The organism is Formosa sp. Hel1_31_208 (genome assembly GCF_900104785.1).
Taxonomy (GTDB): domain Bacteria; phylum Bacteroidota; class Bacteroidia; order Flavobacteriales; family Flavobacteriaceae; genus Psychroserpens.
Map to the genome: position 1 here is coordinate 1,420,032 of NZ_LT629733.1, position 24,092 is coordinate 1,444,123.

Below are 24,092 nucleotides of genomic sequence, written 5' to 3' on the forward strand. Positions count from 1 at the left end.
TTTTAGTTAGTATCATAAATATAATCAATTATACTTTATGCTACATTTTTTTGAAACTCTTAGGGATTCCTTACAATTAGTCTTTAACTGATATCCTAACACCTTCACTATGACTGCTAAACTCTGGAGCATACATACTTTGAATAGTGGTTATGCCATTACTCATCTCACCAGTATTAGTAACCCTTAAATCATATTCAAAAACATAAACACCTTTTGGCAAGTAGTCAAAAAAGAAATTAGTAGAGGCGTCTTTAGTGCTTTCATAATAGCCTAAACCATCTTGCCATTTGTATTGTGATAAGACATTGACAGGTTCTAATCCTGCAGCTCGCATATCTTTCATATGAAGAAATTCCATGGCAAGATCGCTTCGTAATTCTATTCGTACTCTCACCAAATCACCTACTTCTAATTTGCTTTCAGATGTGAGCTCTGTAATTTCTTCACCTGTATCTGTATTGGTTTTCTTAAAGAGTGATTTCTGAAGTTTTAAAGGTGTTTCTGCAGCGGTAATCTTATCCAAATCCTCAAAGTATTGCCAGTATAAACTTCCCCATGCAATACCGTCACCTTTCTTAGCCAAACTTACAGTTGCCATTTCTGGTTGGATTTCAGAGCCAGACCAAGAGGTTTTGTAATATCCTGTTCCTGCTTCTACTTTAACATCTTCTAATTGTGATGGCCTGATTGCTTGTCGGCCAATTATCACATCTACCATATCAGTTATACTTAACCAATCACTACCTTGAAGCAATAACGCGTACACCGCCTCGGTGGTGGCTTTGGTGGTTTTCCAACGATTGGTTTGTTTGTTTTTCAATAACCAAATTTTCATATTATCAACCGTTACTGTATCATTTTCTATTTCTGAAAAAGCCTCTATCAGTAGCGCCTGTGTTTCAATAGGCGCTTGGTACCAGTACCACGAATTGGTATTGGCTTTCCAATACATGCCTAATTCTTCTGAAGTAATACTGTTCTCACGAAGCGATTTTAATATCTTTTCAGAAGTGATGTTGTCACCATTTCGATGAACAACTAAGGCCATCAAACCTTTGGCATATAATGATCGACTTAACCAGTAGTTTTGAATCTGTGTGTTATAGTAATGGATGATGTCTTGCACTTGTTTTGAGGCTGCGTTTTCTGGGAAGAAACTACGCATGTACAAATAATGTAATTGTGTATAGCTCAAATGGTCTTTCGATAAATCGGCTTTAGGATTGTGTTTTTTGATGTCTTCATATTCTTGAACAAATTCGGTATCTAAATAGGCAAGTGCTTTACTAATCATGTAAGTCTCAACGTCGCTGGATCTAACATTAAGTTGTTTTAAATGCCCAAACCCAGTGATTATATGTTGTGTGATATATCGGTTTGCACGTCCGCCATTAAACCATGACCAAGCGCCATTATTCATTTGACTATTTTCAAGCTTTCGTTTTGCTGATGACAATTCGTTAGTCATCTTATTAAGATCAAAGAGTAGTGCGATACGCTTTTTCTGTTCGGTTTCACTTTGTGTATCCCGTAACCAAGGAGTTTCCTGAATTAAAATCGATTTTAACTCTTGGTTCTGTTCCAAATTACTGATTAAAGCATCTGTTTGTCGCCACTGATTAAACACCTCTTGAATTCTTGGGTTGCTATTCACTAAATGACTCGCTAAGGCATTCGCATAATAGCGACTAAAGGTCTGCTCGTTACAGTCGTAAGGATACTCCATCAAGTAGGGTAATGCTTGTACGGCATACCAAGCCGGATTAGAGGTCATTTCTAAAGTTAATTTGTGGTTCTTGAGTGTCGTAGAGGTATTGGTTTTTAGTTTATCAAGAGTAAATGTTCGTGTTTCATTGCTCTTAATCCACATTGGTAAGGTTTCAGTAACCAACATACGATTAGACAATACCGGTAAGGCATTTTGTTCCCCATCACTAAAATCGCCAGCTTTTGCTAGAATTTTATACTGCACGGCATCAACGTCAAAAGGAACGCTTAACGACCATGATGCTTGAGTGTTTCCTTTAGCATCAACCGTAAACGGTACGGTTTCTCCCGTAGGTAAAATACCAAGATGCGCTGTAATATCTTTCCCTGAAACCGCATCGGTTAAAATTAGTTTTGCGCCACCTGATAAGGCTTTATCGGTTAAATTCGCAATTTTAGTACTTATAGTAATCTGATCGCCATGACGTAAAAATCGTGGTGCATTAGGCAAAACCATCAACTCTTTTTGGGTGACGGTTTCTAAAGTACTTACAGCACTTTCTAAAGATTTTGTATGGGCTAATAGTTGTAACTTCCATTTGGTTAAGGCTTCTGGAGTAGTGAAGCTAAAACTCACGTTGCCCTCTTTATCCGTTTCTAACTGCGGAAAGAAAAAGGCCATTTCCTGAAGGTTTTTGCGAATTTTTATATCGTCGAAATTTTGTCTGTCAATTTCTTTAGCTGTTCGCATAAGAAAATAATACTCAGGGTCATCAAGATTATCAGAATCTCTAAACTTACCACTTGCAACAAAGTCAGCAACATTCATTACTTCTTTTGAATCGTCTTCCATAACCATTATAGCTTCATCCATTACGGCTTCTGCTTCAATCTCAACTAAAGCAGAGTCACTGCGCATCAAATAGCGATTACCATATCCAAAATCTAATCCGAAGTAATTCAATTGATCATAATTTTGGAGTCTATAGTTTCCATTCCCATAGCGTAGATTTTGGACTGTAAAGCGTTTGCGGCTAAAGCTAGCTCCCGTTTGTAATCTATATTTTGAATAGTAGATTGGTTGTTGAATTGGGTTAAAATCCCAGCCGTGAGGTTTGAACTGGTCCAAAGAGGTATCATACATGCTGGCTAAAAGTTCAGCTGCGACTTTATCACCTTTAGGACCTTTTATTTTAAACGACCAGATTTCATCGGTTCCAGGTTGTAACTTGTCTCTGAAGGTTAACGTTTCTATTTCGAGATCAGTTTTAGGGTAGGGCACAACAACAAAGTTCATACCATGTTTGTAACTATTATGAAATGCGTAACTATAATGCACAATAAAACCACCTTGATCTTCAGAGGTCACAGGAATTTTTATGGTCGTTTTATTAGTACTCAGCTTTATGATTTGTTTGCTTACAATTTGACCAGCCTTTTCTATACTCACAGTAACAAATAGAGTAGAGGTAGCAGAACTAAAAGTAATTTCAGCGGTATCACCTGGAGCATACTCGGATTTGTCCATGTTGATACTAAAGAGTTGATGGTCAGCTAAAATTTCATCGGCATCACTATATATCATTGTTTGTACTTCATCTTTAACCGCTTGTCCAAATCGGTCTTCACTGTCTAACACAATGACATATTTACCAGATCTCCAACGCTTCATATTTCCGAGGTTCACCGTCTTTGATATATCAGTGTTGAATTCTTTTGACACTACCAATTCGCCTTTTTCCCATTGGTTGCTATTATGCTCATTGGTATAGGCGTCATGCGGAAATAAGGCTTTAAAGTCCTCTTTTGAAAATTCTTGATAATCGGGAGCGTTCCATGGTCGCGGTCGCAACACTGTATTCGGAGCTTTCAGTTTATAAACTTTTACACTGCCTTTAGCAGATACAAATTCACCATTCAGGTTTTTAGTCGAAATACTAATGCTATGGTTTATGTTGGTTTTGTCTAATTGATCTGGGACAGCAAGAGTTGCTATTAAGGCGTGATAGCCCACATTCACAATACTTGTGGCACTTCGTGTTTCACCGTTAATATCGGTGATGTCGGCAGTGACTTCATAATTAAAAATTGGAAGTGATGATCTATCTACGGTATTGTCAGGTAGGGCTTTAAAATCAATTTTAAAATTTCCGTCAGCATCTGTGGTAGTTTCTCCATGAGTGATTTCCTGAGGCTCTGTATTAAAAGCTGGTCTGTACCAGTAATACCATCTTGGATATTGCACTTTTCGATGCACACGATAGACAACTTTAGCATCTGTAATGGAACTTCCAGCATAAGCCATTGCATTTCCATTAATTCTTATCGTGTCATTCACTTTAAAAGTTTCGGTAATGGGTTGAAATATCGCTTCAAATTTCGGTCGCTTGTATTCTTCTACTGAAATGCTATGGTAGACATTTAAGTTATTATTTCCTGTGAGTCGTAATGAAAAATTTCCCGTCAATCCGTTATTAGGAATAATAAATTCACCGGCAATTGAACCGTAATCATTGGTTTTGAACTGAAGTCTTTTGATTTGTTCACCGTTTGTGTTATACATTGTAACGGCTACCGATTGGTTTGCTGCAACTTCCGATTTTTCAGGAATGGTAGTCATAACAATACCTTTGAAATAGAGCGTTTGACCAGGTCTGTAGATACTGCGATCAGAAAACATGAAGCCTTGGTGATTAGGTTTGTTTGATTTACTGCTTCGAGAATTATAGTATCGACTGACATTTAAATTTTCAAAACGTGCCGTGTCACCTTTCGTTTCAATCTCTAATTTTAAACGGGAACGGGAGTACGTTTTTTTGGCCACCTGAATGTCTCCATTTAGATTTGTCGTATAAGATTCACTGAAGTAATTGCCATTGTAGTTTTTGTAATACGATAAGGTGACTTTGGCACCAGAAACGGGCTTACCATTATTTCTATCAATGATTTGATAGATGACATTGCTGGAATTATCATTCTGAAAATAGGCAAGATTAGTAACTTGAATGTCTTTGAAGGCGAAGGTGTTCGTCTCATTTTGTACTTGTCCGAAAACCACATAGCGTCCATTTTCAAGTTTAGGTATGGCGATTTCTGTACTGTGCTGTTGATAATCTTTTTCATCACGAAGATGCGTTGACCAACTTTTAATGGCTTTCATTTTTGAAAGAATTTTTAGTTGTTCTGAAGGTTGATTATAGCGATTCAATAGGTCTAGATCACTATTAGAAACGGTGCCTATTTTGAAGTTGATATCACCTATATTTTTATAGCTAATTAGTCCAAGAGCATTGGAGTTGATTGATTGTAGCTCTTCAACTGTGATTTGAAGGGATTGCGATAGAATTTGCGATTTTAAAACTCGGCACTTTTCGGCACCAGTACTTTTTGGATAAGCTGCAATGACAGCATTACAGATGTCTAACGCTTCTTTGTATTTCCAACGATGTGTTTCATTAGTGCGAGGCTGGTAGGTAGCACCTTGTTGCTGATAGAGCTTTGCGATTTCAAAATCATATAAAGCAGCAACATTACTTTTAGCTGTATTCCATCGTGCACTGGCTATTTTTAAAGTTTTGAGTAAGCGCTTGTCTTTATTATTAAAGGTTCCATGTTGATACACATAATTTAGGCGCTCAATATCGGCATGGGCAATAGCATAAGGTGAGTCATCAAACATATGAGTCTTGATGAGGTCTTGATAAATTTTTAAAGCGTGTAACTGTAATGAGGTAGAATCTTTAGATAGAAATCGCATCATACCAAAACGGTCTGTTGGTTCTATGAATTTAGGATCGTTAATTTCAAATTTAAAAGCAGGTTTGGTAATATTATTTTCATCAGTTTTATAGAATTCTAATGCGTTATAGGCCAATAAGTCATAGAGTGATGGTCTGAAGCGTTTGGATTTAGGTTGCTTAATTAAAACAGCTTCAAAATCTTTTAGGTTTGTTTGGCTTAAGATTAAACCGTTCGCCATAGAAGCTTGATAGTTGAGGTGTACTTCGTTGAATAAGGTATTAAGATCCCAAGTTCTAAAATCGATATCATCACCTTTATCACTGGTTTTAGTGCGGTTATAGAACTTCCAACGGTTCTGATTAAAGTATTGCCAATAGAGTGTAGCTAATATGTTTTGTAAGACGTTTTTGGTTGGTGCCTCGCTCTGAGTAATAGCAGCTTTAAAGTCATTCACCACTTTTAATTGCGCGTCCTCTTCTAGAATAAGCGCGTATTTACTTCGGAATAATAAGGTCTTGATCTCTTGTGGAGAATTATGACTTGCTTTCGCATTAATCGCAATGCGCTCAACGATTTCTAATGCCGATTTCGGTAAACCTTCGCTCTCAAAATTAGCAACCTGTTGCCATAATTTTGAAAAATCCTCTGGGGTTTGGGCGTTTGTAAAATTCGCTAAGCATATAATCATTAATAGACTTATAAATGGTTTCATAAAATGGTGTTTTATTAAGGCAATCTAAACCCTTATCCATTTAGATAACACAACAAATGAGTTAATGTTCCGTTTGGTTGAGGGAAGTTAACAATTTAATAAGTAAACTCCTTATCTTTGCTATTTGAAAATCAAAAACAATACCAAGACTAAATCTATTGAAATATATTTTGTATTAGTAAGAACAGCGCACGTTATGATGCTTAAAAATATATGTATTTGAACTTATGAAACATCTACTTTTCCTACTATTGATCCCATTTTTAGGCTTTAGCCAATTGCAGACATTAGAAGATGCTAAGCAACTTATTGAAGATAAACAATTTGTAAAAGCAGAACAGTTACTGACTCAATATGTTAAGTCGAATGAGAATGACACAGAAGGCATAGAGCTTTTAGGTGATGCTTGCGGTAATCAGAAGAAATGGGATGATGCCATTACTTATTATGAGAAATTGACAGAACTCCAACCTAAAAACGCAGATTTTCATTATAAATATGGAGGCGCTTTAGGGATGAAAGCGCTAAGCGTTAGCAAGTTAAGAGCTGTAGGAATTATAGGAGACGTCAAAGAGGCTTTTTTGACAGCGGCCGAATTAGATCCAAGTCACATAGATACACGTTGGGCTTTGGTGGAGTTGTATATGCAGTTGCCTGGAATTATTGGTGGAAGTAAGTCTAAGTCTTTAAAATATGCCAATGAACTTGAAGCTTTGTCTAAAGTAGACGGCTACTTAGCCAAAGGGTACATTTATGAATATGATGACGAGCCAGAATTGGCTGAAACGTATTATAAAAAGGCAATTAATATTGGAGGTTCTTTGACCTGTTATGATAAACTTACCAATTTATATGAAAAAGAAAAGCAACCTAAAAAAGCAATTGCTAATATAGAAGCTTCAGGTAAAACCCATCAGCGTAATGCGATGCATTATCAAATAGGAAAGGTTTGTGCTGAGTATAACCTTGAGTTAGAAAAAGGTGAGAAATGCTTAATGACATATATTGAAAATTACTCGGCTAGAGATGGTGTCCCTAAAGCTTGGGCTTATTATCGATTAGCACAAATAAAAAAGAATAAAAGGCAAAAAACAGAAGCTTTAAATTGGATTAATAAAGCCATTACCAGTTTGCCTGATATTAAAGTCTTCAAGCAAGAAAAGCAGCAGATTGAGAATCTGTAATTAGTTTACTAAAACTTCGTTCTTAGTACTTCAATTAGTATATTTGAAGTACTACAAAATTCAACACATGAATGTACATTTTATTGCTATAGGAGGCAGTGCCATGCACAATCTCGCTCTAGCATTACACAATAAAGGATATCAAGTTACTGGAAGTGATGATACCATTTTTGAACCCTCAAAATCAAGATTAGCACAGAAAGGTTTGTTACCAGAAGCATTTGGGTGGTTTCCTGAAAAAATCTCAGAAAATTTAGATGCCATTGTTTTAGGAATGCATGCCAAAGCAGATAATCCTGAGCTGCTCAAAGCACAAGAGCTAAAATTAACAATTTACAGCTACCCTGAGTTTCTTTATGAACAATCCAAACATAAAACACGAGTTGTAATTGGAGGTAGTCATGGTAAAACTACAATTACTTCAATGATTCTTCACGTGATGCATTATCATGATCGCGATGTAGATTATATGGTAGGTGCCCAGTTGGAGGGTTTTGATGTCATGGTAAAACTAACTGAAGATAATGATTTTATAGTGTTAGAAGGGGACGAGTACTTGAGTTCACCAATTGATAGACGACCAAAGTTTCATTTATATAAACCTAATATTGCCTTGCTGAGCGGCATTGCTTGGGATCATATTAATGTCTTCCCAACCTATGAGAATTATGTCGAGCAGTTCTCTATTTTTGTTGATAGTATTGTTCAAGGCGGAAGTATCAATTACAACGAAGAAGATGCTGAGGTGAAGCGTGTTGTTGAGGCTAGTGAGAATCCTATTCGTAAATTAGCATATCATACTCCAGAATATCGTGTTGAAAACGGACTAACACTTTTGGCCACACCAGAGGGTGATTTACCTATAGAAGTCTTCGGAAAACATAATCTCAATAACCTCGCTGGTGCAAAGTGGATTTGTCAGCATATGGGTATTGATGAAGACGATTTTTATGAAGCTATATCTACATTTAAAGGGGCAAGTAAACGACTAGAGAAAATTGCCGAAAGTTCTAATAGTGTGGCTTACAAAGATTTTGCGCACTCACCAAGTAAAGTAGAAGCGACAACAAAAGCAGTGAAAGAACAATATAGCGATAGAACCTTGGTAGCCTGTTTAGAATTACATACTTACAGTAGTTTAAATGCCGAATTTTTAAAAGAATATAAAGGGGCCTTAGATGCTGCCGATGTTGCAGTGGTGTTTTATTCACCGCATGCTGTAGAGATTAAAAAACTTGAGGAAGTCACTCAAGAACAAATTGCTACTGCCTTTGAGCGTCATGATTTAATTATTTATACCAATCCTGAAGACTTTAAACAGTTTTTATTCTCTCAAAATTTTAACAATAAAGCTCTGTTACTCATGAGCTCTGGAAATTATGGTGGTTTGGATTTTGATGAGGTAACGAAATTGTTTTAGTGGTTTTGATTTATCCCAATTGGTTCGTCCTCTGGTAAGTTCGAAACCATGATATAGAAGATGTCTTTTTACCACCTTTAATTATAAGAAGACTAGATTCATATAATATACAGTGATGCTATAACTAGCGTTATAAACATGCTGTTTTATTTTTTATTGCGTAAAGCTAATAGACCAAAAACAGGTCCGAGAGCAAGCAACATATACATGTAATTAGACCCTGTCATTTCACGTATCGTGGTTAATAAAAGTATACTTACAATAGTTATAGAGAAACCTATACAATTCACTATTGTTAGTGCTGTACCTTTAATCTCAGGTTGTGCATTTTGAGCGACTAATGTTGAAAATAACGGTGAGTCGGCAATAACGACAATACCCCAAAACACAAGGAATCCAATAAAGACGATTTCAGAATTAATCATAAATAAGAACGGACAAATGATACAGCAGATACAAGACAATAATAACGCTGTAAATGCGGTTTGTTTTGTGCCTAGGCGCTGTGAAAGATAACCTCCAACCACACATCCTAATCCGCCAATTCCTATAATGAAAAATGACAGGAGCGGTGTGTTGAAATCTATATCTCCATGCAAATCACTGTATGTATGTAGCATGACAGGAACAAATGCCCAAAAGGCATACAGCTCCCACATATGTCCGAAATATCCAAATGCAGCTGCACGAAAGGCTGAGCGTTTAAATACTTTGGAGAAAGCCGATAAGTCTAAACCTTGAGAGGCGTGTCTGTATGGTCCATTTGGGACTAGGGTTAACATAAGGGTGCCACCTAATATAGCAATGCCTGAGGTGATAAGAATAACCAGTTTCCAAATTGAAATATCCACCAAGCTTTTTAATAAATGAGGAAAAGCCGTACCGATGACTAAGGCACCAACCAAAAACCCTAGCGATTTGCCAAGTCCTTGTTGATAATAATCAGCAGCAATTTTCATGCCTACAGGATAGATGCCAGCAAGACAAAACCCAGTTAGAAATCTAAGCGATAGAAGACTTGATAAGGTGTGACCATCCCAAATAATTGTTACGTTAAATAGGGCGCCAAGTAGCGCGGAAACAAAGAACACTTTTGAAGGTGAAAATCGATCCGCTATGGTTAATATGGCAAAAACTAATGTGCCAATGATAAAACCAAATTGAATAACTGATGTTAAATGACCAATAGCACTATCACTAAGATTAAATGTAGTCACAAGGTTGTTCATAACACCGTTACTAGCAAACCAAAGAGATGTGCAGCAAAATTGAGAGATCACAATTATTGGAAGAATACTACGTTTTTGAATCATATCTTAGTGTTACTAATCAAGTTGATTAATACCTAATTTTGAGATTTTAAATGTGTATTAAAAAAAGCAATGGTTCGTTCCCAAGATAAATCCGCAGCTTCTTTGTCATAACGTGGTGTAGTATTATTGTGAAACCCATGATTTACACCGGGATAAATATGAGCTTCATAAGCGATGCCATTGGCTTTTAATACCGCTTCAAACGCAGGCCATCCTGCGTTAACTCTCGTGTCTAATTCACCATATTGTAATAATAACGGACACTTAATTTTAGCCGCATCCTCGTCTGAGGGTTGTCTGCCATAGTACGGTACCGCCGCACCCAAGTCGGGCAAACGAACTGCCATCATATTAGAAATCCAACCACCAAAACAAAAGCCTACAACACCAACATTACCATTACACTTGTTATGAGATTTTAGATGGTTATAGGCAGCAATAAAATCTTCTAGCATTTCATTTCTGTCTCTTTTTCTTTGAAGAGCGCGACCATCATCATCATTTCCGGGATAGCCTCCTAATGGTGTTAAGGCATCTGGTGCCAAACTGATAAAACCAGATTTGGCTGTGCGACGTCCTACATCTTCTATATAAGGGTTTAGACCTCGATTTTCATGGACAACAATCACTCCAGGTAATTTGGTTTTAGCATCTTTTGGAGTGGATAAAAGACCTTTAATAGAACCACCGCCATTAGGAGAATCATAGGTAATATAATTAGAATCTATGGTAGGGTCATTCGGTTTAACCAATAAGCTATCTACATAATTCGGAGACATAAAACTGAGTAGTGATCCTACAGTGATACCACCAACAGCATATATGGATAATTTTTCGACAAATTGACGGCGATTGAGCTTGTTATGTGCATAATCGTCGTATAAATCAAATACGTCTTGACTGATGTCTTCTTTTTTTAGTTTTTTCATCGTAGCATGTTTAGTGTATTAAAGGAATAAGTTACAATTTTTTAAAATACCTTATCTAAAAACAGTTTGACACTCTCTTGATTTGCTCTAATCAATTCTAATCTTGCATTTTGTATATCCTTAGGTTTTTTATCTTGTGATAACTTGAATTTTCCTTCCCAGTTAGTAATAGTAATCTCAAACATTTCGATATAGTTAAGATTACGATCTAATCTGGGATTATCAGAGTCAAGAACATATTTGTGATCTGGTGCTTCTAAGAACTCAGTCATAGCTATCAGAGACTGCTTTAGAGCAGCTTTGCTTTCTATGGCTTTTACAGTGCCTTTGAGGTGTACTTTGATGTAATTCCAAGTAGGTAACTGTGTTGTTGAATAGATGCTGGGTGAAATATAGCATTCCGGACCAGAAAATAGAATGGTAACATCTTTATTGTCTTTTAGTTGTTTTGCTTGTGGATTATAAATGTCAATATGGCCTATGAGTTTACCATTCTCATAAATTAGCGGTAAATGAGTGATAAGGGGTTCATGGTTGGCTACAGATATAACTGTAGCTAGTGGATACGTCTTAATCACCTCGATCATATGATCTTGATGATTATCCTGATGATGTTTTGGCGGATAGTTCAAACTTAAATAATGCGTTTAGAATTGATAATTTATAATTGGAGATTGATTCAGACACCGAATTGCTTTAAATGGTGGTCTAAATGTTTGAATTGCATTTTACCCCATTGGTCCTTCGTTAAGTCACCAAATGAGGGATGAGGTTGCCAGTTGGTTCGGTCTTTATGTGTATGTAACTCTTTTAATAGGCTTACTAGTTTTGGCTTTTCTTCAACCCATGATTTGGGTGCAGCAGCTTTAAAACGCGGAACTGTTGGTAGGTTTTTTCTCCAAGGTTTGTCGCTATACATCGACTTTTTAAAGAATAAATTGATGAGCCAATTCGGTCTGAGATTATAATCTTCTTTATCGAGAATAATGTGGAGCGGATATTGACAATGATGTGCCATTTGACCAATAGTCATTTTTCCCCATTGAGGTTGCGTATTATCGTCAAGTTGTTCAATTCTGCTCATGATTTCATTATGAGCATCTGGTGTAAATATGGATTTCATATTGATATAGTATTTTTTCTATATAATGCCTTATATTTATAGCAGGAGAAAGTTACAATATATCTTCTTACGATGACAGAAAAACCGATTTCATTTTCTATAAAAAACTGGTCTCAAAATGACCAACCTAGAGAAAAACTTCGCGATAAAGGGAAATCCGCGCTAAGTGATGCTGAATTGGTAGCTATTCTTATTGGATCCGGAAATAGATCTGAAAGTGCTGTAGATTTGAGTAAACGCATTTTATCAAGTGTGGATCATAACCTAAATGCCCTCGGAAAATTGACAATACCTCAATTAATGCAGTTTAAGGGGATAGGTGAGGCGAAAGCTATTTCAATTGTGGCTGCTATGGAATTAGGACGACGCAGACGAGTGGAGGCAGCGCTTGAAAACTATAAAATTAATTCGAGTACCTCTGTTTTTGAAATGATGCAACCAATTATTGGTGAGTTGCCACATGAAGAGTTTTGGATTATTTATTTGAACAACTCAAATAAGGTCATTCAAAAACAGCAACTTAGTAAAGGAGGGATTACAGGAACTTTGGTAGATGTGCGATTAGTGCTCAAAAATGCTTTAGAGGTTGGAGCAGTAGGTTTAATATTGGCACATAATCATCCATCAGGAGCTATTAAACCCAGTGAAGCCGACAAGAATATAACTCAAAAATTAAAAATAGCAGGACAAAATTTAGATATTAAGGTCCTAGATCATCTAATTATCACTGAAAAAGCATATTTTAGTTTCGCAGATGAAAACCTGCTCTAATTAAAATGCATCGTATCTATTGTTACTCGTATATACACACCAAATAACGCCTAGACTTCGATATGCTTTCAAGCATATATGCACTAGAATTCTTGGTGTTCCAGTGTCATTTACTACAATTATTGAAGAGTTTATCGCGCACGACAGCATGAAAATGTCGTACACTAGACAACCCTTAAGTAACGAGGTTTTTATAAGAAATCATGAGTTACTTTTTGAACAAGGTCTGTCAGATGTCGATATCCATGTTCAAAATTGGGAACAGACAAAATGCTTTTTTGCCACAGGTGAAAAAAGCGCCTTACCTTTTGATATTTTTGCTGCATCCTTTTATTTGTTGAGTCGTTATGAAGAATACCTCCCACACGTTAAAGATGATTATGGTCGTTTTACAGCTACCGAGAGTCTTGCTTATAAACATGAGTTTCTTAATCAACCAGTGATAGATATATGGGCTTATAAATTAAAGGTCATACTAGAGCAGAAGTTTGAAGATTTTGTATTTCCTAGACGGTCCTTTAATATTCAACCTGTAATTGATGTTCCTATGGCCTATTACTTCAAGCAAAAAGGTCTTATGAGAACGGCGGGTGGATTAATTACTGATTTGTTTAGTTTTAAATTTCGACGTTTTTATCAAAGATTAATGGTCTTGTCTGGATTCACAAGAGATCCCTATGATTCGTTTAAATGGATCATTAATAAACAAAAACAATACAAATTTAAATTCGTTGTATTTTTTCTTATTGGTGATTATTCTACTTATGATAAGAATATCAGCATCTATAAAAAGAAGTTTGTGTCCTTAATAAAATCGGTGGCCGATTATTGTAAAGTTGGATTAAAAGTCTCTTACTTCGCATTAGATGATATTTCAATTCTTAAAAAAGAAAAAAAGAAAATCGAATCAGTTACAAATTATGAGTTACAGGCATCGCGAAATTCATTTTCTAAATTAAATCTTCCAATATCATATCGAAACTTAATTGAATTAGAGATTAAGGAAGATTTTACCATGGGCTATTTGAACCATATCGGATTTAGAGCAGGAACCTGTACACCATTTTTATTTTATGATTTAGACTATGAAACAGTAACCCCTTTGTTAGTTAATTCCTTTCATTGTATGGATTTCGCCTTCTTAAAGCGTCAATCGCAATTAGATAAAGAACAAGAATTACAACGATTAATAAATAGCGTAAAAGATGTAAATGGTACCTTTACACCTATATTTCACAATTATACCTTCGGAAGCGAGGAGCGCTGGAATGGCTTTAGACAATTATTTACACAAGTATTAGAATCAGTACATGAAAATTAACGGGATTAAACACATATTTTTTGATTTAGATCACACGCTTTGGGATTTTGATAAAAATTCGGCATTAACTTTTGAAAAGATTTTTGAACTGCATAATGTGTGTGTAAATACATCAGATTTTTTAAGAATATATGAACCTATTAATTTGAGCTATTGGAAATTATATCGAGAAGAAAAAATAGATAAAGCAAACTTGAGGTATCGCCGTTTAAAAGATACATTTGAAGCTGTAGATTTCGAAGTTTCAGATGATATGATAGATAAGTTATCTGAAGATTATATAAACTTTTTAGCCACATTTAATCATTTGTTTGAAGGGACGATTGAAATCTTAGAACATCTGCGCACCGATTATCACTTGCATATTATTACCAACGGATTTGAAGAAGCGCAGCAACGAAAGATGGATAACGCTAAAATTTCACAGTATTTTAAAACCGTTACCAACTCTGAAGCTGCAGGTGTAAAGAAACCCAATCCTATTATTTTTAATCATGCACTTGAATTAGCCGAAGCTCAACCGGCGGAAAGTTTAATGATTGGAGATAATTATGAAGCTGATATATTGGGAGCTTTAGACGTGGGATTGGATGCCATATTGTTTAATTATCATAACTACAATGACGTAGACCATATCAAACAGGTGAAAGAGCTTAAAGACTTGAAGCGCTATTTGTAAGGTTTCTATAGCAAAAGAGTATCTTTACCTTTAGTGTTGAATTCAAATTTAAATCACATGAATAAAATATTTTATATACTTATCGTATGTCTATTGACGCAAACCACATTGAGTGCCCAAACCACTGTGAATGATTATAAGTATATCATTATTCCGAAGCAATTCGATTTCCAAAGTTCAGAAGATCAATATCAGATCAATTCGTTGACCAAGTTCTTGTTTAATAAATACGGATTCACCGCTTTTTTCGAAGATGAAAATTTACCTCTTGATGTTAGTCAGAATAGATGCCTAAGTCTTAAAACGAATATTAATAAAGTAAAAGGGTTTTTGATAACCAGACTTCAAATTGAACTTATCGATTGTAATGGTAAGGTGGTATCAATATCTCAAGTTGGAGAAACCAAAGTAAAAGAATATGCCAAGGCTTATAATTTAGCATTAAGAGAAGCGTTTCAAACTTATCAATATATGGGTTATAAATATCAGCCTAAAGCCGGTGTGATTGAAACTAAGCCTTTAGAATCTTTGCCAGTTTCAGAAGCAAATAAAGACGACGCTCAAAAAGAGATAGAACGCCTAAAAAAGCAGGTTGAAGTTTTAAAGGAAGAAAAAGAAGCAACACAAGCAATAAAAGAGGACCTTGTCTCAACTCCAACCGAATCTATTGCGCCTAAAAAGGTAGTTCAAACGGAACTGAAAGAAGTTAAAAAAGCAGACGATGGGTGGTATGCCAATCCAATTGATAATGGCTTTCAGGTAGTAGACGCTCAGGCTAAAAAGATTATGGTTTTATTATATTCTGGTGCTCCAGATGTATATATTGTAAAAGGAAAGGATGCCATAGTATTTAAAAACGATGAAGCCTGGGTTTATGGGATTAATGATGGTTCAAGCTTGAAAGTGAACCGCATTACCCTTAAATTCTAGTAACCGTATTTGTTTTTCCAACGCAACTTTAAAAATTCACGCTGAGCATTTTCACGAGCATTGTTACCAGGTTCATAAAGTGTGGTGTTTTTGACCTCGTCTGGCATAAATTCTTGAGCTACAAAATTATTATCATAGTCATGAGCATATTGGTACTTGTCTCCGTAACCTAGCTCTTTCATGAGTTTTGTTGGAGCATTTCTTATTGGTAATGGTACAGATAAATCACCGGTTTCTTTCACCAATTGTTGTGCCTTTCCAATGGCGATGTATGCAGAATTACTTTTGGCTGACGCAGCAAGATAAGTGACACATTGACTTAAAATAATTCTAGACTCGGGATGACCTATAACTGAAACTGCTTGAAACGTGTTATTAGCTATAACTAAGGCTGTTGGATTAGCATTTCCAATATCTTCACTCGCCAAAATGAGTAATCGACGTGCGATAAATTTAACATCTTCTCCGCCTTCAAGCATTCTTGCCAACCAATACACCGCAGCATTAGGGTCACTACCACGTATCGATTTAATAAAAGCGGAAATGATATCATAATGCTGCTCTCCAGTTTTGTCATATCTAACGGTATTGCTTTGAACACGTTTGGTAACCACTTCATTAGTAATAATGATCTTTTTAGTGTCATCAAAAGAGGTAACAATAAGTTCAAAAATATTCAATAGTTTTCGGGCATCACCTCCTGATAAACGGAGTAATGCATCTGTTTCTTTTAGTGTAATTTGTCGTTTTGATATAATGCTGTCTTCTTTAATAGCACGATGTAACAGGGCTTCTAAATCTTTCTTTTCAAACGAATTCAATGTATAGACCTGACACCTCGATAAAAGTGCAGGAATTACCTCAAAACTTGGGTTTTCTGTCGTTGCACCAATGAGCGTGACCCAACCTTTTTCTACCGCTTGTAATAACGAGTCTTGTTGCGATTTACTAAATCTATGGATTTCATCAATGAATAAAATTGGATTTTTTGTAGTGAATAAACCTCCGCTTTGTTTGGCTTTTTCGATAACCTCCCTAATATCTTTCACGCCAGAATTAATAGCACTTAAGGTATAAAACGGTCGTTTAGATTCATTTGCGATGATATTGGCTAAGGTCGTTTTACCAGTTCCTGGTGGACCCCAAAAAATCATCGATGCAATCACACCTTGTTGCAATTGCAGCGTTAAGACACCAGTTTTACCAACCAAATGTGACTGACTTAAATAATCACTCAAAGATTGCGGACGTAATCGTTCTGCTAAAGGTTCGTTCATATTGTAAAATTACAAAAAACCTATGTGACAATATTTCAGAGTTATCATAAATGGAGAGTAATTTGATACAAATACCATAAATTTGAATATGAGTAAGCATCAACAACAGTTTAGATATTCGACAGGTGTCATAGCATATCCTGTATTTTTTGTCCTGTCTATCTGGATTGTGTTTTGGTTGCAAGTGCGCTTTTTTCCATGGATTAAACGTTTAGGGGTCTATCCGCAAGAGCCTGAAGGCTTGCTAGGAATTTTTACAAGTCCCTTTATTCATGCAGATATTGAACATCTCTATCACAATTCGATACCCTTATTTATTTTATCGGTAGCCTTGTTTTATTTTTATCGGAAAATCTCGTGGCAAGTGATAATCTATGGGATTATTCTTTCTGGCCTGTTTACATGGATTATTGGTAGACCAGCCAATCATATAGGTGCAAGTGGTTTAGTATATGTCTTGGTGAGCTTTATTTTTTTTAAAGGAATTTTCGCAAAGCATTATCGATTAGTCGCGTTATCTTTAATCATTGTTTTTCTCTACGGAAGTATGATATGGTATGCCTTTCCAGTAAAAGAAGGAATGTCATGGGAAGGTCATTTGGGCGGACTGATCTCAGGATTTATTTTTGCTTTAATCTTCAGAAGAGCAATTGCTAAACCTGAACGATATGTGTGGCAAGCACCCGATTATAATGAAGAGGATGATCCTTTTTTGAAACACTTTGATGAAAACGGAAATTTTATTGAAAACCTAGAACCCGAAGTAGAGGTTGAGGAGCCCATTTCTGAAAACATAAAACCAACAATTACCTATACGTTCAAAAAACGTGATGATTAATGACGTTGCCTTACCGCTTCATATAAAAAAACACCACAAGCTACCGAAACATTTAAAGATTCAATTTCTCCTAATAAAGGTATTTTTGCTTTAGCATCTGCAACTTTCAATACAGATGGGTTTATTCCTTTACCCTCAGATCCCATAATTATGGCGCAAGGTTCTTTAAAAGAGACGTCGTAGATCGTATCGTCTGTTTTTTCAGTGGCTGCAATTACTTTAATGCCGCTTGCTTGCATATAAAACACAGCATCTTTAATATGATCTACTTTGCAAATAGGCACTTTAAACAAAGCACCTGCACTAGTTTTGATAGCATCACCATTTACTGGAGCTCCACCTTTCTTTTGAATAATTATACCAGAGACTCCAGTACATTCTGCAGTTCTAACTATGGCTCCAAAATTTCGTACATCACTAAGTTGATCAAGTAATAGAAACAAAGGAGTTTTTCCAGACTCAATCACATTCATAACTAATTCTTCTATGTCATGAAATACGATTGGTGCAATTTGAGCGATAACACCTTGATGGTTCTTTTTTGACAATCGGTTGAGTTTCTCAACAGGTACATAAGAGCTATTTAAACGTTCTTTTTTTAAGAGTTGCTCTAATTCTGTAAATAGTTCACCGCGTAGTCCTTTCTGTAAAAAAATTTTATCAATATTCTCTCCAGATTTAATGGCTTCAATAACCGCGCGTATTCCAAAGATGGTGGTTTCTTTTTCCATGGGTCAAAGGTAAAAAAAAACTACACTAACAAAAGCATGATTTGTTGAAGTATTAGATCATTACATAATAGTTTCTATGTAAAAGATATTAATGTTGATTGCAATTCTCGGTTTTGCAGTGTTTTATGCATTACGGGGAAGTCATCAATACAAACTTAAGTCTAAAACCTTGTTGTTAAACTTAAGTGAATCTTAGAGTCTGAAAGTCTAAATTTTTGATTTTCCGTTTTGCCGCTGGTATAATTAAAACGAAATAGTCCAGCTTTAGTCAATAACCCAAATCCGAAACCAAATCCAAAGAGTTTGCCTTTTTGATCGGCGACCTGATTTTCAAAATAAGCGGCATCAATCACGGTATGCACATAAATGCTATTATTGAGCTTATAGCGATACTCTGTATTCAATACGCCATATAAATTAGCAATTAGACTGTTTTCTTCAAATCCTCGAATTGAGTTTATACCACCAAAACGAGGCAATTCATTTTCTAAATAGGTATCAGAGACCAGGTAGTTAGCGTTTATTCTTCCATAGATACTATTTTTCTCATTGAGATTAAAAATTTTAAAGGTAGTAATGAAAAAGTTCGATTGGTTTTCATCAATAGCTGCGTAAGACCTATTTCCAAAGCCAGAGGTGATATCGAATAAAAAATTGACAGGAAATAGAAAGTCGTAATTCTGGCGCTTAGTGTACGTATAATTTAAAAAGAATTGATTGGACTCATAATCGTTAATAGACGTTGTTGGGATATCCAATAAATCTGTAGAATTTACTGTATTTGCTCCAGCAGAAATGACATGTCTACTGGTTATTTGATAATTGATTTTAGCAGCTTGAGTAACGGTCACAAAAGAAGAGTCTCTTTTAAAAATATTTAGATTGAAATCGACGCCCACAGGAGACTTAAATAAATAAGGAGCATTTAGTTTCAAATCAAAAGTCTGCTGATCATTCTCATCACTTTTGTACAACAGTTTTAAGGATTCACCGTAGTTTAAATTATTGGTTAGGTTAAGATCGAGATAGCCATCAAATTCAATTTTATTTGTGGCTTCATTTGTGCCAAAACCAAGAAAGCCGTCAAAGGTATTGCTTCGAGCTTTTTCTATATACATATATAGTATGGTAGAATCTTGCGTAAACAACACTTCAGGGTCTTTAATTTGATTGGCGAAAATCAAATCATTGAGGTCGGCAGTTTTGGCTTTAATTTTATCTAGACTGAATGCTTGGCCAGTTTTTATTTTAAGATAACGTTTGATAAATGACTTTGGAAATTTCTCGTAGCCTTTTATGATCAGCTTATCAATGGTGCGTGGTTTTAATTTTGAAATCGACAAAGACCCTGATAATTTTTTTCCATTAATCTTTTTAATATTTGTAAGTACCAAAGTATTAAAAGGGTTGCCTCGATTGGCAATTTCTGAATTGATTCCTTGTAACGTATTTTCTACATGAGCCATGGGGATAATTAATTGATTGTCTTTTTCTAAGAACCCAGTCAGTTTTAATATAGATAAATCAACCAGTCCATGGGCATCAATAGTAATGGTCTCATAGCGTGTTTTTAAACTAAAATCTGCTTGGTATAAGGAATCGTTTTTTTTTCTGAGAGCGATGAGCTGGTTTTCAATATACCCTAATTTTGATAGGGCCTTTTTAAAGTTATTGACTTCCGTTTCTAAAGCTGTGTAATTATCGAAGGCAGTTGTGTAGCCTAAAGAGTCAATTGTTTTAGTTTCTTTCTCAGTTACCCCACTAATGGAGAGGTAGAGATTTTGTGCATTCATAAACGGAGCGCACAAAGACAAAAAGCAGAGAAGAAAAAAACTATTTTTTGTTGTCATTAACTAAATTATTGTTCAAATCTAACGCAAATAATGCAGTAAAAATATCTCCTCTTTAAAATAAATTGAGAAACTTTCTAAAATTAATCCAATTACATTTGAAAAATTGATATTTATTTCTACCTTTGCAGCCCTCTAATGAGAGGGTTTAATAAAAATTATATAGTAATATATGCCAACAATTTCACAATTAGTACGAAAAGGAAGAGCCAAAATAACTAAGAAGAGCAAATCGGCTGCTTTAGATTCGTGTCCACAAAGACGTGGTGTATGTACTCGTGTTTACACGACGACACCTAAGAAACCAAACTCAGCAATGCGTAAGGTAGCAAGGGTTCGTTTAACAAACGGAAACGAGGTTAATGCATACATCGGTGGTGAAGGACACAATTTACAGGAGCACTCGATAGTATTAGTTAGAGGTGGAAGGGTAAAAGATTTACCAGGAGTTAGATATCACATCGTTCGTGGTGCTTTAGACACAGCAGGTGTCGCAGGTAGAACACAACGTAGATCTAAGTATGGTGCAAAACGCCCTAAGAAGTAATTTAAAACTTTAAGAAGAAGACATGAGAAAAAGACAAGCGAAAAAGAGACCTCTTTTGCCAGACCCAAGATTTAATGATCAGTTAGTGACACGTTTCGTTAACATGATGATGTGGGATGGTAAGAAGTCTGTGGCGTTTAAAGTATTCTACGATGCAATTGATATTGTAGATTCAAAGAATACTGACGAAGAGAAAACAGCTTTAGAAATTTGGAAAGATGCACTATCTAATGTTATGCCTCACGTAGAAGTACGTAGCCGTAGAGTAGGTGGAGCGACATTCCAAATTCCAATGCAAATTCGTCCAGACCGTAAAGTGTCAACTGCAATGAAGTGGTTGATAAGTTACGCAAGAAAAAGAAATGAAAAATCTATGCCTCAAAAGTTAGCTGCTGAAATCTTAGCCGCAGCCAAAGAAGAAGGTGCAGCTGTTAAAAAGAGAGTAGATACTCACAAAATGGCAGAAGCAAACAAGGCATTCTCTCACTTTAGATTTTAATAAGAAATGGCAAGAGATTTAAAATATACAAGAAATATAGGTATTGCTGCTCACATTGATGCAGGAAAAACCACTACAACAGAACGTGTTCTTTATTATACAGGTGTTTCTCATAAAATTGGTGAAGTACATGATGGTGCTGCAACAATGGACTGGATGGAGCAAGAGCAGGAAAGAGGTATTACAATTACGTCTGCTGCAACAACTTGTACTTGGGTTTTTCCTAAGGAAAATGCTGAGCCTACTCCAGATGCAAAAGATTACCACTTCAATATTATTGACACACCGGGTCACGTTGATTTTACAGTAGAAGTAAATCGGTCATTACGTGTACTTGATGGTTTAGTGTTCTTATTTAGTGCAGTAGATGGTGTTGAGCCACAATCTGAAACTAACTGGAGATTAGCAGATAACTATAAAGTGCCTCGTATTGGTTTCGTTAATAAAATGGACCGTCAAGGATCTGACTTTTTAGGTGTTTGTCAACAAGTAAAAGATATGTTAAAATCTAATGCGGTGCCAATCGTTTTAAATATTGGTGACGAAGAAGATTTTAAAGGGATTATTGATTTAGTAAAGAATAGAGCTATCGTTTGGCATGATGAAACACAAGGGGCGACTTTTGATGTGATTGAAATTCCAGAAGAGCTTAAAGCTGAAGCAAAAAAATACAGAGCATTACTTATTGAAGAAGTAGCTGGTTACGATGAGAACTTACTAGAGAAGTTCATGGAAGATGAAGATTCAATAACAGAAGATGAAGTGCATGCTGCGCTTAGAGCTGCTGTTATGGATATGGCTATTATTCCTATGATTTGTGGTTCTGCATTTAAGAATAAAGGTGTGCAGTTCTTGTTAGATGCTGTATGTCGTTACTTGCCTTCTCCAATGGATAAGGAAGGTATCGTAGGTATGAATCCAGATACAGAGAAAGAAGAATTGCGTAAGCCTGATGTAAAGGAACCTTTTGCTGCATTAGCGTTTAAGATTGCTACAGACCCTTTTGTTGGTCGTTTGGCATTTTTCCGTGCTTATTCTGGTCGTTTAGATGCAGGTTCTTATGTGTTAAACAATCGTTCCGGTAAAAAAGAACGTATTTCACGTATCTATCAAATGCACGCTAATAAGCAAAATGCAATCGATTTTATAGAAGCTGGAGATATTGGAGCTGCTGTTGGATTTAAATCTATCAAAACAGGAGATACACTTTCAGATGAAAAACATCCGATCGTTTTAGAATCGATGGACTTCCCTGATCCAGTTATTGGTATTGCGGTTGAGCCTAAGACTAAGGCAGATGTTGATAAATTGGGTATTGGTTTAGCTAAATTAGCTGAAGAAGATCCAACATTTACAGTGCGTTCAGACGAGGCTTCAGGACAGACTATTATTTCTGGAATGGGTGAGTTGCACTTAGATGTAATTGTAGATCGTTTAAAACGTGAATTCAAAGTTGAGGTTAATCAAGGTCAACCTCAGGTTGAATACAAGGAAGCTATTACAGCTGCGGCAGATCACAGAGAAGTTTATAAGAAACAATCTGGTGGTCGTGGTAAATTTGCTGATATTGTATTTACTGTAGAACCGGCAGATGAAGGAGTTGTAGGATTACAATTCGAGTCTGTAATAAAAGGTGGTAACGTTCCTAAAGAATTTATTCCTTCAATAGAAAAAGGATTCAAAATGGCAATGGTTAATGGACCATTAGCTGGTTATGAAATTGATTCGATGAAGGTGACATTGAAAGATGGGTCTTACCATGATGTGGATTCTGATCAATTGTCTTTCGAGTTAGCAGCTAAGTTAGGATTTAAGAATTCTGCCAAAGCAGCTAAAGCAGTGATCATGGAGCCAATCATGAAACTTGAAGTTATTACTCCAGAAGAAAACATGGGTGATATTGTTGGTGACTTAAACCGTCGTCGTGGTCAAGTAAGTGATATGGGGGATAGAGCTGGTGCAAAAACTGTAAAAGCAACTGTGCCATTATCTGAGATGTTCGGTTATGTAACCACGTTAAGAACATTATCTTCAGGTCGTGCAACATCAACAATGGAATTTTCACATTATGCTGAAACTCCTAAAAATATTTCAGAGGAAGTTATAGCAGCAGCAAAAGGCGTAGAAGCTTAAAACTAAAAAGAAAATGAGTCAGAAAATTAGAATAAAATTAAAGTCTTACGATCACAATTTAGTTGATAAGTCTGCTGATAAGATTGTAAAAACAGTAAAAAGTACGGGTGCTGTAGTAACTGGTCCAATTCCATTACCAACACACAAAAAGATTTTCACTGTATTGCGTTCACCGCACGTAAACAAGAAGTCTAGAGAACAATTTCAATTAAGCTCTTACAAGCGTTTATTAGATATTTACTCTTCATCTTCTAAAACTATTGATGCATTAATGAAACTTGAATTGCCAAGTGGAGTTGAAGTAGAAATTAAAGTGTAAGTGAATCTTATCGCTTAAAAGATAAAAGCGAAACATGTCCAGAGCTGCGTGCGAAGGAAAAACGG

19 protein-coding genes are annotated in these 24,092 nt (G+C 35.9%); 11 read left to right on the top strand and 8 right to left on the bottom strand.

The genetic code is table 11. The annotated features are described in order from the left end of the window. Positions 1 to 76 precede the first annotated feature (76 nt). Entirely contained in the window at positions 77 to 6,163 is a 6,087-nt protein-coding gene (locus BLT57_RS06380; RefSeq protein WP_091423821.1) for an alpha-2-macroglobulin, read from the bottom strand. Between the two features lie 227 nt (positions 6,164 to 6,390). Between BLT57_RS06380 and BLT57_RS06385 the strand changes: the two genes are divergently transcribed. After that, a complete protein-coding gene (locus BLT57_RS06385) occupies positions 6,391 to 7,347 on the top strand; it encodes a lipopolysaccharide assembly protein LapB (protein WP_091423824.1) in 957 nt (318 codons plus the stop codon). 67 nt (positions 7,348 to 7,414) lie between these two features. Next, complete coding sequence (murC, locus tag BLT57_RS06390) at positions 7,415 to 8,767, top strand: UDP-N-acetylmuramate--L-alanine ligase (protein ID WP_091423827.1); 1,353 nt, start codon at positions 7,415 to 7,417, stop codon at positions 8,765 to 8,767. Between the two features lie 146 nt (positions 8,768 to 8,913). Here the strand turns inward: murC and BLT57_RS06395 are convergent, their stop codons facing one another. The 4 genes from BLT57_RS06395 to BLT57_RS06410 are packed head-to-tail and all read right to left on the bottom strand — an operon-like array spanning position 8,914 to position 12,132. After that, the gene (locus BLT57_RS06395; RefSeq protein ID WP_091423830.1) at positions 8,914 to 10,080 is read right to left on the bottom strand and encodes a nitrate/nitrite transporter; all 1,167 of its coding nucleotides are present in this window, start codon (positions 10,078 to 10,080) and stop codon (positions 8,914 to 8,916) included. 32 nt (positions 10,081 to 10,112) lie between these two features. Then, positions 10,113 to 11,009 (bottom strand): dienelactone hydrolase family protein, encoded by an 897-nt coding sequence (locus tag BLT57_RS06400; RefSeq protein ID WP_091423833.1) that lies wholly within the window; start codon positions 11,007 to 11,009, stop codon positions 10,113 to 10,115. Positions 11,010 to 11,050: 41 nt separating this feature from the next. After that, positions 11,051 to 11,641, bottom strand: coding sequence for an FMN-binding negative transcriptional regulator (locus BLT57_RS06405; protein WP_091423834.1), 591 nt, complete (start codon positions 11,639 to 11,641; stop codon positions 11,051 to 11,053). Between the two features lie 47 nt (positions 11,642 to 11,688). Next, a complete protein-coding gene (locus tag BLT57_RS06410) occupies positions 11,689 to 12,132 on the bottom strand; it encodes a DUF1569 domain-containing protein (protein WP_091423837.1) in 444 nt (147 codons plus the stop codon). Positions 12,133 to 12,204: 72 nt separating this feature from the next. Between BLT57_RS06410 and radC the strand changes: the two genes are divergently transcribed. From radC to BLT57_RS06430, 4 genes are read left to right on the top strand one after another with little or no spacing between them, the layout of a single operon-like run. After that, entirely contained in the window at positions 12,205 to 12,903 is a 699-nt protein-coding gene (gene radC / locus BLT57_RS06415) for a DNA repair protein RadC (protein WP_091423839.1), read from the top strand. A 19-nt stretch (positions 12,904 to 12,922) separates the two neighbouring features. Next, a complete protein-coding gene (locus BLT57_RS06420) occupies positions 12,923 to 14,224 on the top strand; it encodes a polysaccharide deacetylase family protein (protein WP_091423840.1) in 1,302 nt (433 codons plus the stop codon). Beyond that, positions 14,214 to 14,903 carry a YjjG family noncanonical pyrimidine nucleotidase gene (locus BLT57_RS06425; RefSeq protein WP_091423843.1) on the top strand — a complete coding sequence of 230 codons (690 nt, stop codon included), beginning with the start codon at positions 14,214 to 14,216 and terminating at the stop codon, positions 14,901 to 14,903. Before BLT57_RS06420 ends, BLT57_RS06425 begins: the two co-directional genes overlap by 11 nt. Before the next feature lie 57 nt (positions 14,904 to 14,960). After that, the gene (locus tag BLT57_RS06430) at positions 14,961 to 15,833 is read left to right on the top strand and encodes a hypothetical protein (RefSeq protein ID WP_157717134.1); all 873 of its coding nucleotides are present in this window, start codon (positions 14,961 to 14,963) and stop codon (positions 15,831 to 15,833) included. On the opposite strand, the gene BLT57_RS06435 is transcribed toward BLT57_RS06430, so the two are convergent. Beyond that, complete coding sequence (locus BLT57_RS06435; RefSeq protein WP_091423846.1) at positions 15,830 to 17,110, bottom strand: replication-associated recombination protein A; 1,281 nt, start codon at positions 17,108 to 17,110, stop codon at positions 15,830 to 15,832. The genes BLT57_RS06430 and BLT57_RS06435 overlap by 4 nt on opposite strands. A gap of 88 nt (positions 17,111 to 17,198) precedes the next feature. Between BLT57_RS06435 and BLT57_RS06440 the strand changes: the two genes are divergently transcribed. Beyond that, complete coding sequence (locus BLT57_RS06440; protein ID WP_091423849.1) at positions 17,199 to 17,948, top strand: rhomboid family intramembrane serine protease; 750 nt, start codon at positions 17,199 to 17,201, stop codon at positions 17,946 to 17,948. Here BLT57_RS06440 and rlmB read toward each other — a convergent pair. Together rlmB and BLT57_RS06450 are read right to left on the bottom strand one after the other, a co-directional pair. Next, on the bottom strand, positions 17,945 to 18,679 hold the full coding sequence (rlmB, locus tag BLT57_RS06445; RefSeq protein ID WP_091423851.1) for a 23S rRNA (guanosine(2251)-2'-O)-methyltransferase RlmB: 735 nt from the start codon (positions 18,677 to 18,679) through the stop codon (positions 17,945 to 17,947). The two genes, BLT57_RS06440 and rlmB, sit on opposite strands and share 4 nt — an antisense overlap. A gap of 161 nt (positions 18,680 to 18,840) precedes the next feature. Continuing rightward, the gene (locus tag BLT57_RS06450) at positions 18,841 to 20,472 is read right to left on the bottom strand and encodes a POTRA domain-containing protein (protein ID WP_091423852.1); all 1,632 of its coding nucleotides are present in this window, start codon (positions 20,470 to 20,472) and stop codon (positions 18,841 to 18,843) included. A 229-nt stretch (positions 20,473 to 20,701) separates the two neighbouring features. On the opposite strand from BLT57_RS06450, the gene rpsL reads away from it, so the two are divergent. The 4 genes from rpsL to rpsJ are packed head-to-tail and all read left to right on the top strand — an operon-like array spanning position 20,702 to position 24,027. After that, on the top strand, positions 20,702 to 21,076 hold the full coding sequence (gene rpsL, locus BLT57_RS06455; RefSeq protein ID WP_008269190.1) for a 30S ribosomal protein S12: 375 nt from the start codon (positions 20,702 to 20,704) through the stop codon (positions 21,074 to 21,076). 22 nt (positions 21,077 to 21,098) lie between these two features. Then, a complete protein-coding gene (rpsG, locus tag BLT57_RS06460) occupies positions 21,099 to 21,575 on the top strand; it encodes a 30S ribosomal protein S7 (RefSeq protein ID WP_091423855.1) in 477 nt (158 codons plus the stop codon). Between the two features lie 6 nt (positions 21,576 to 21,581). After that, complete coding sequence (gene fusA, locus BLT57_RS06465; RefSeq protein ID WP_091423858.1) at positions 21,582 to 23,708, top strand: elongation factor G; 2,127 nt, start codon at positions 21,582 to 21,584, stop codon at positions 23,706 to 23,708. Between the two features lie 13 nt (positions 23,709 to 23,721). After that, a complete protein-coding gene (rpsJ, locus tag BLT57_RS06470; protein WP_007650482.1) occupies positions 23,722 to 24,027 on the top strand; it encodes a 30S ribosomal protein S10 in 306 nt (101 codons plus the stop codon). Positions 24,028 to 24,092 lie beyond the last annotated feature (65 nt).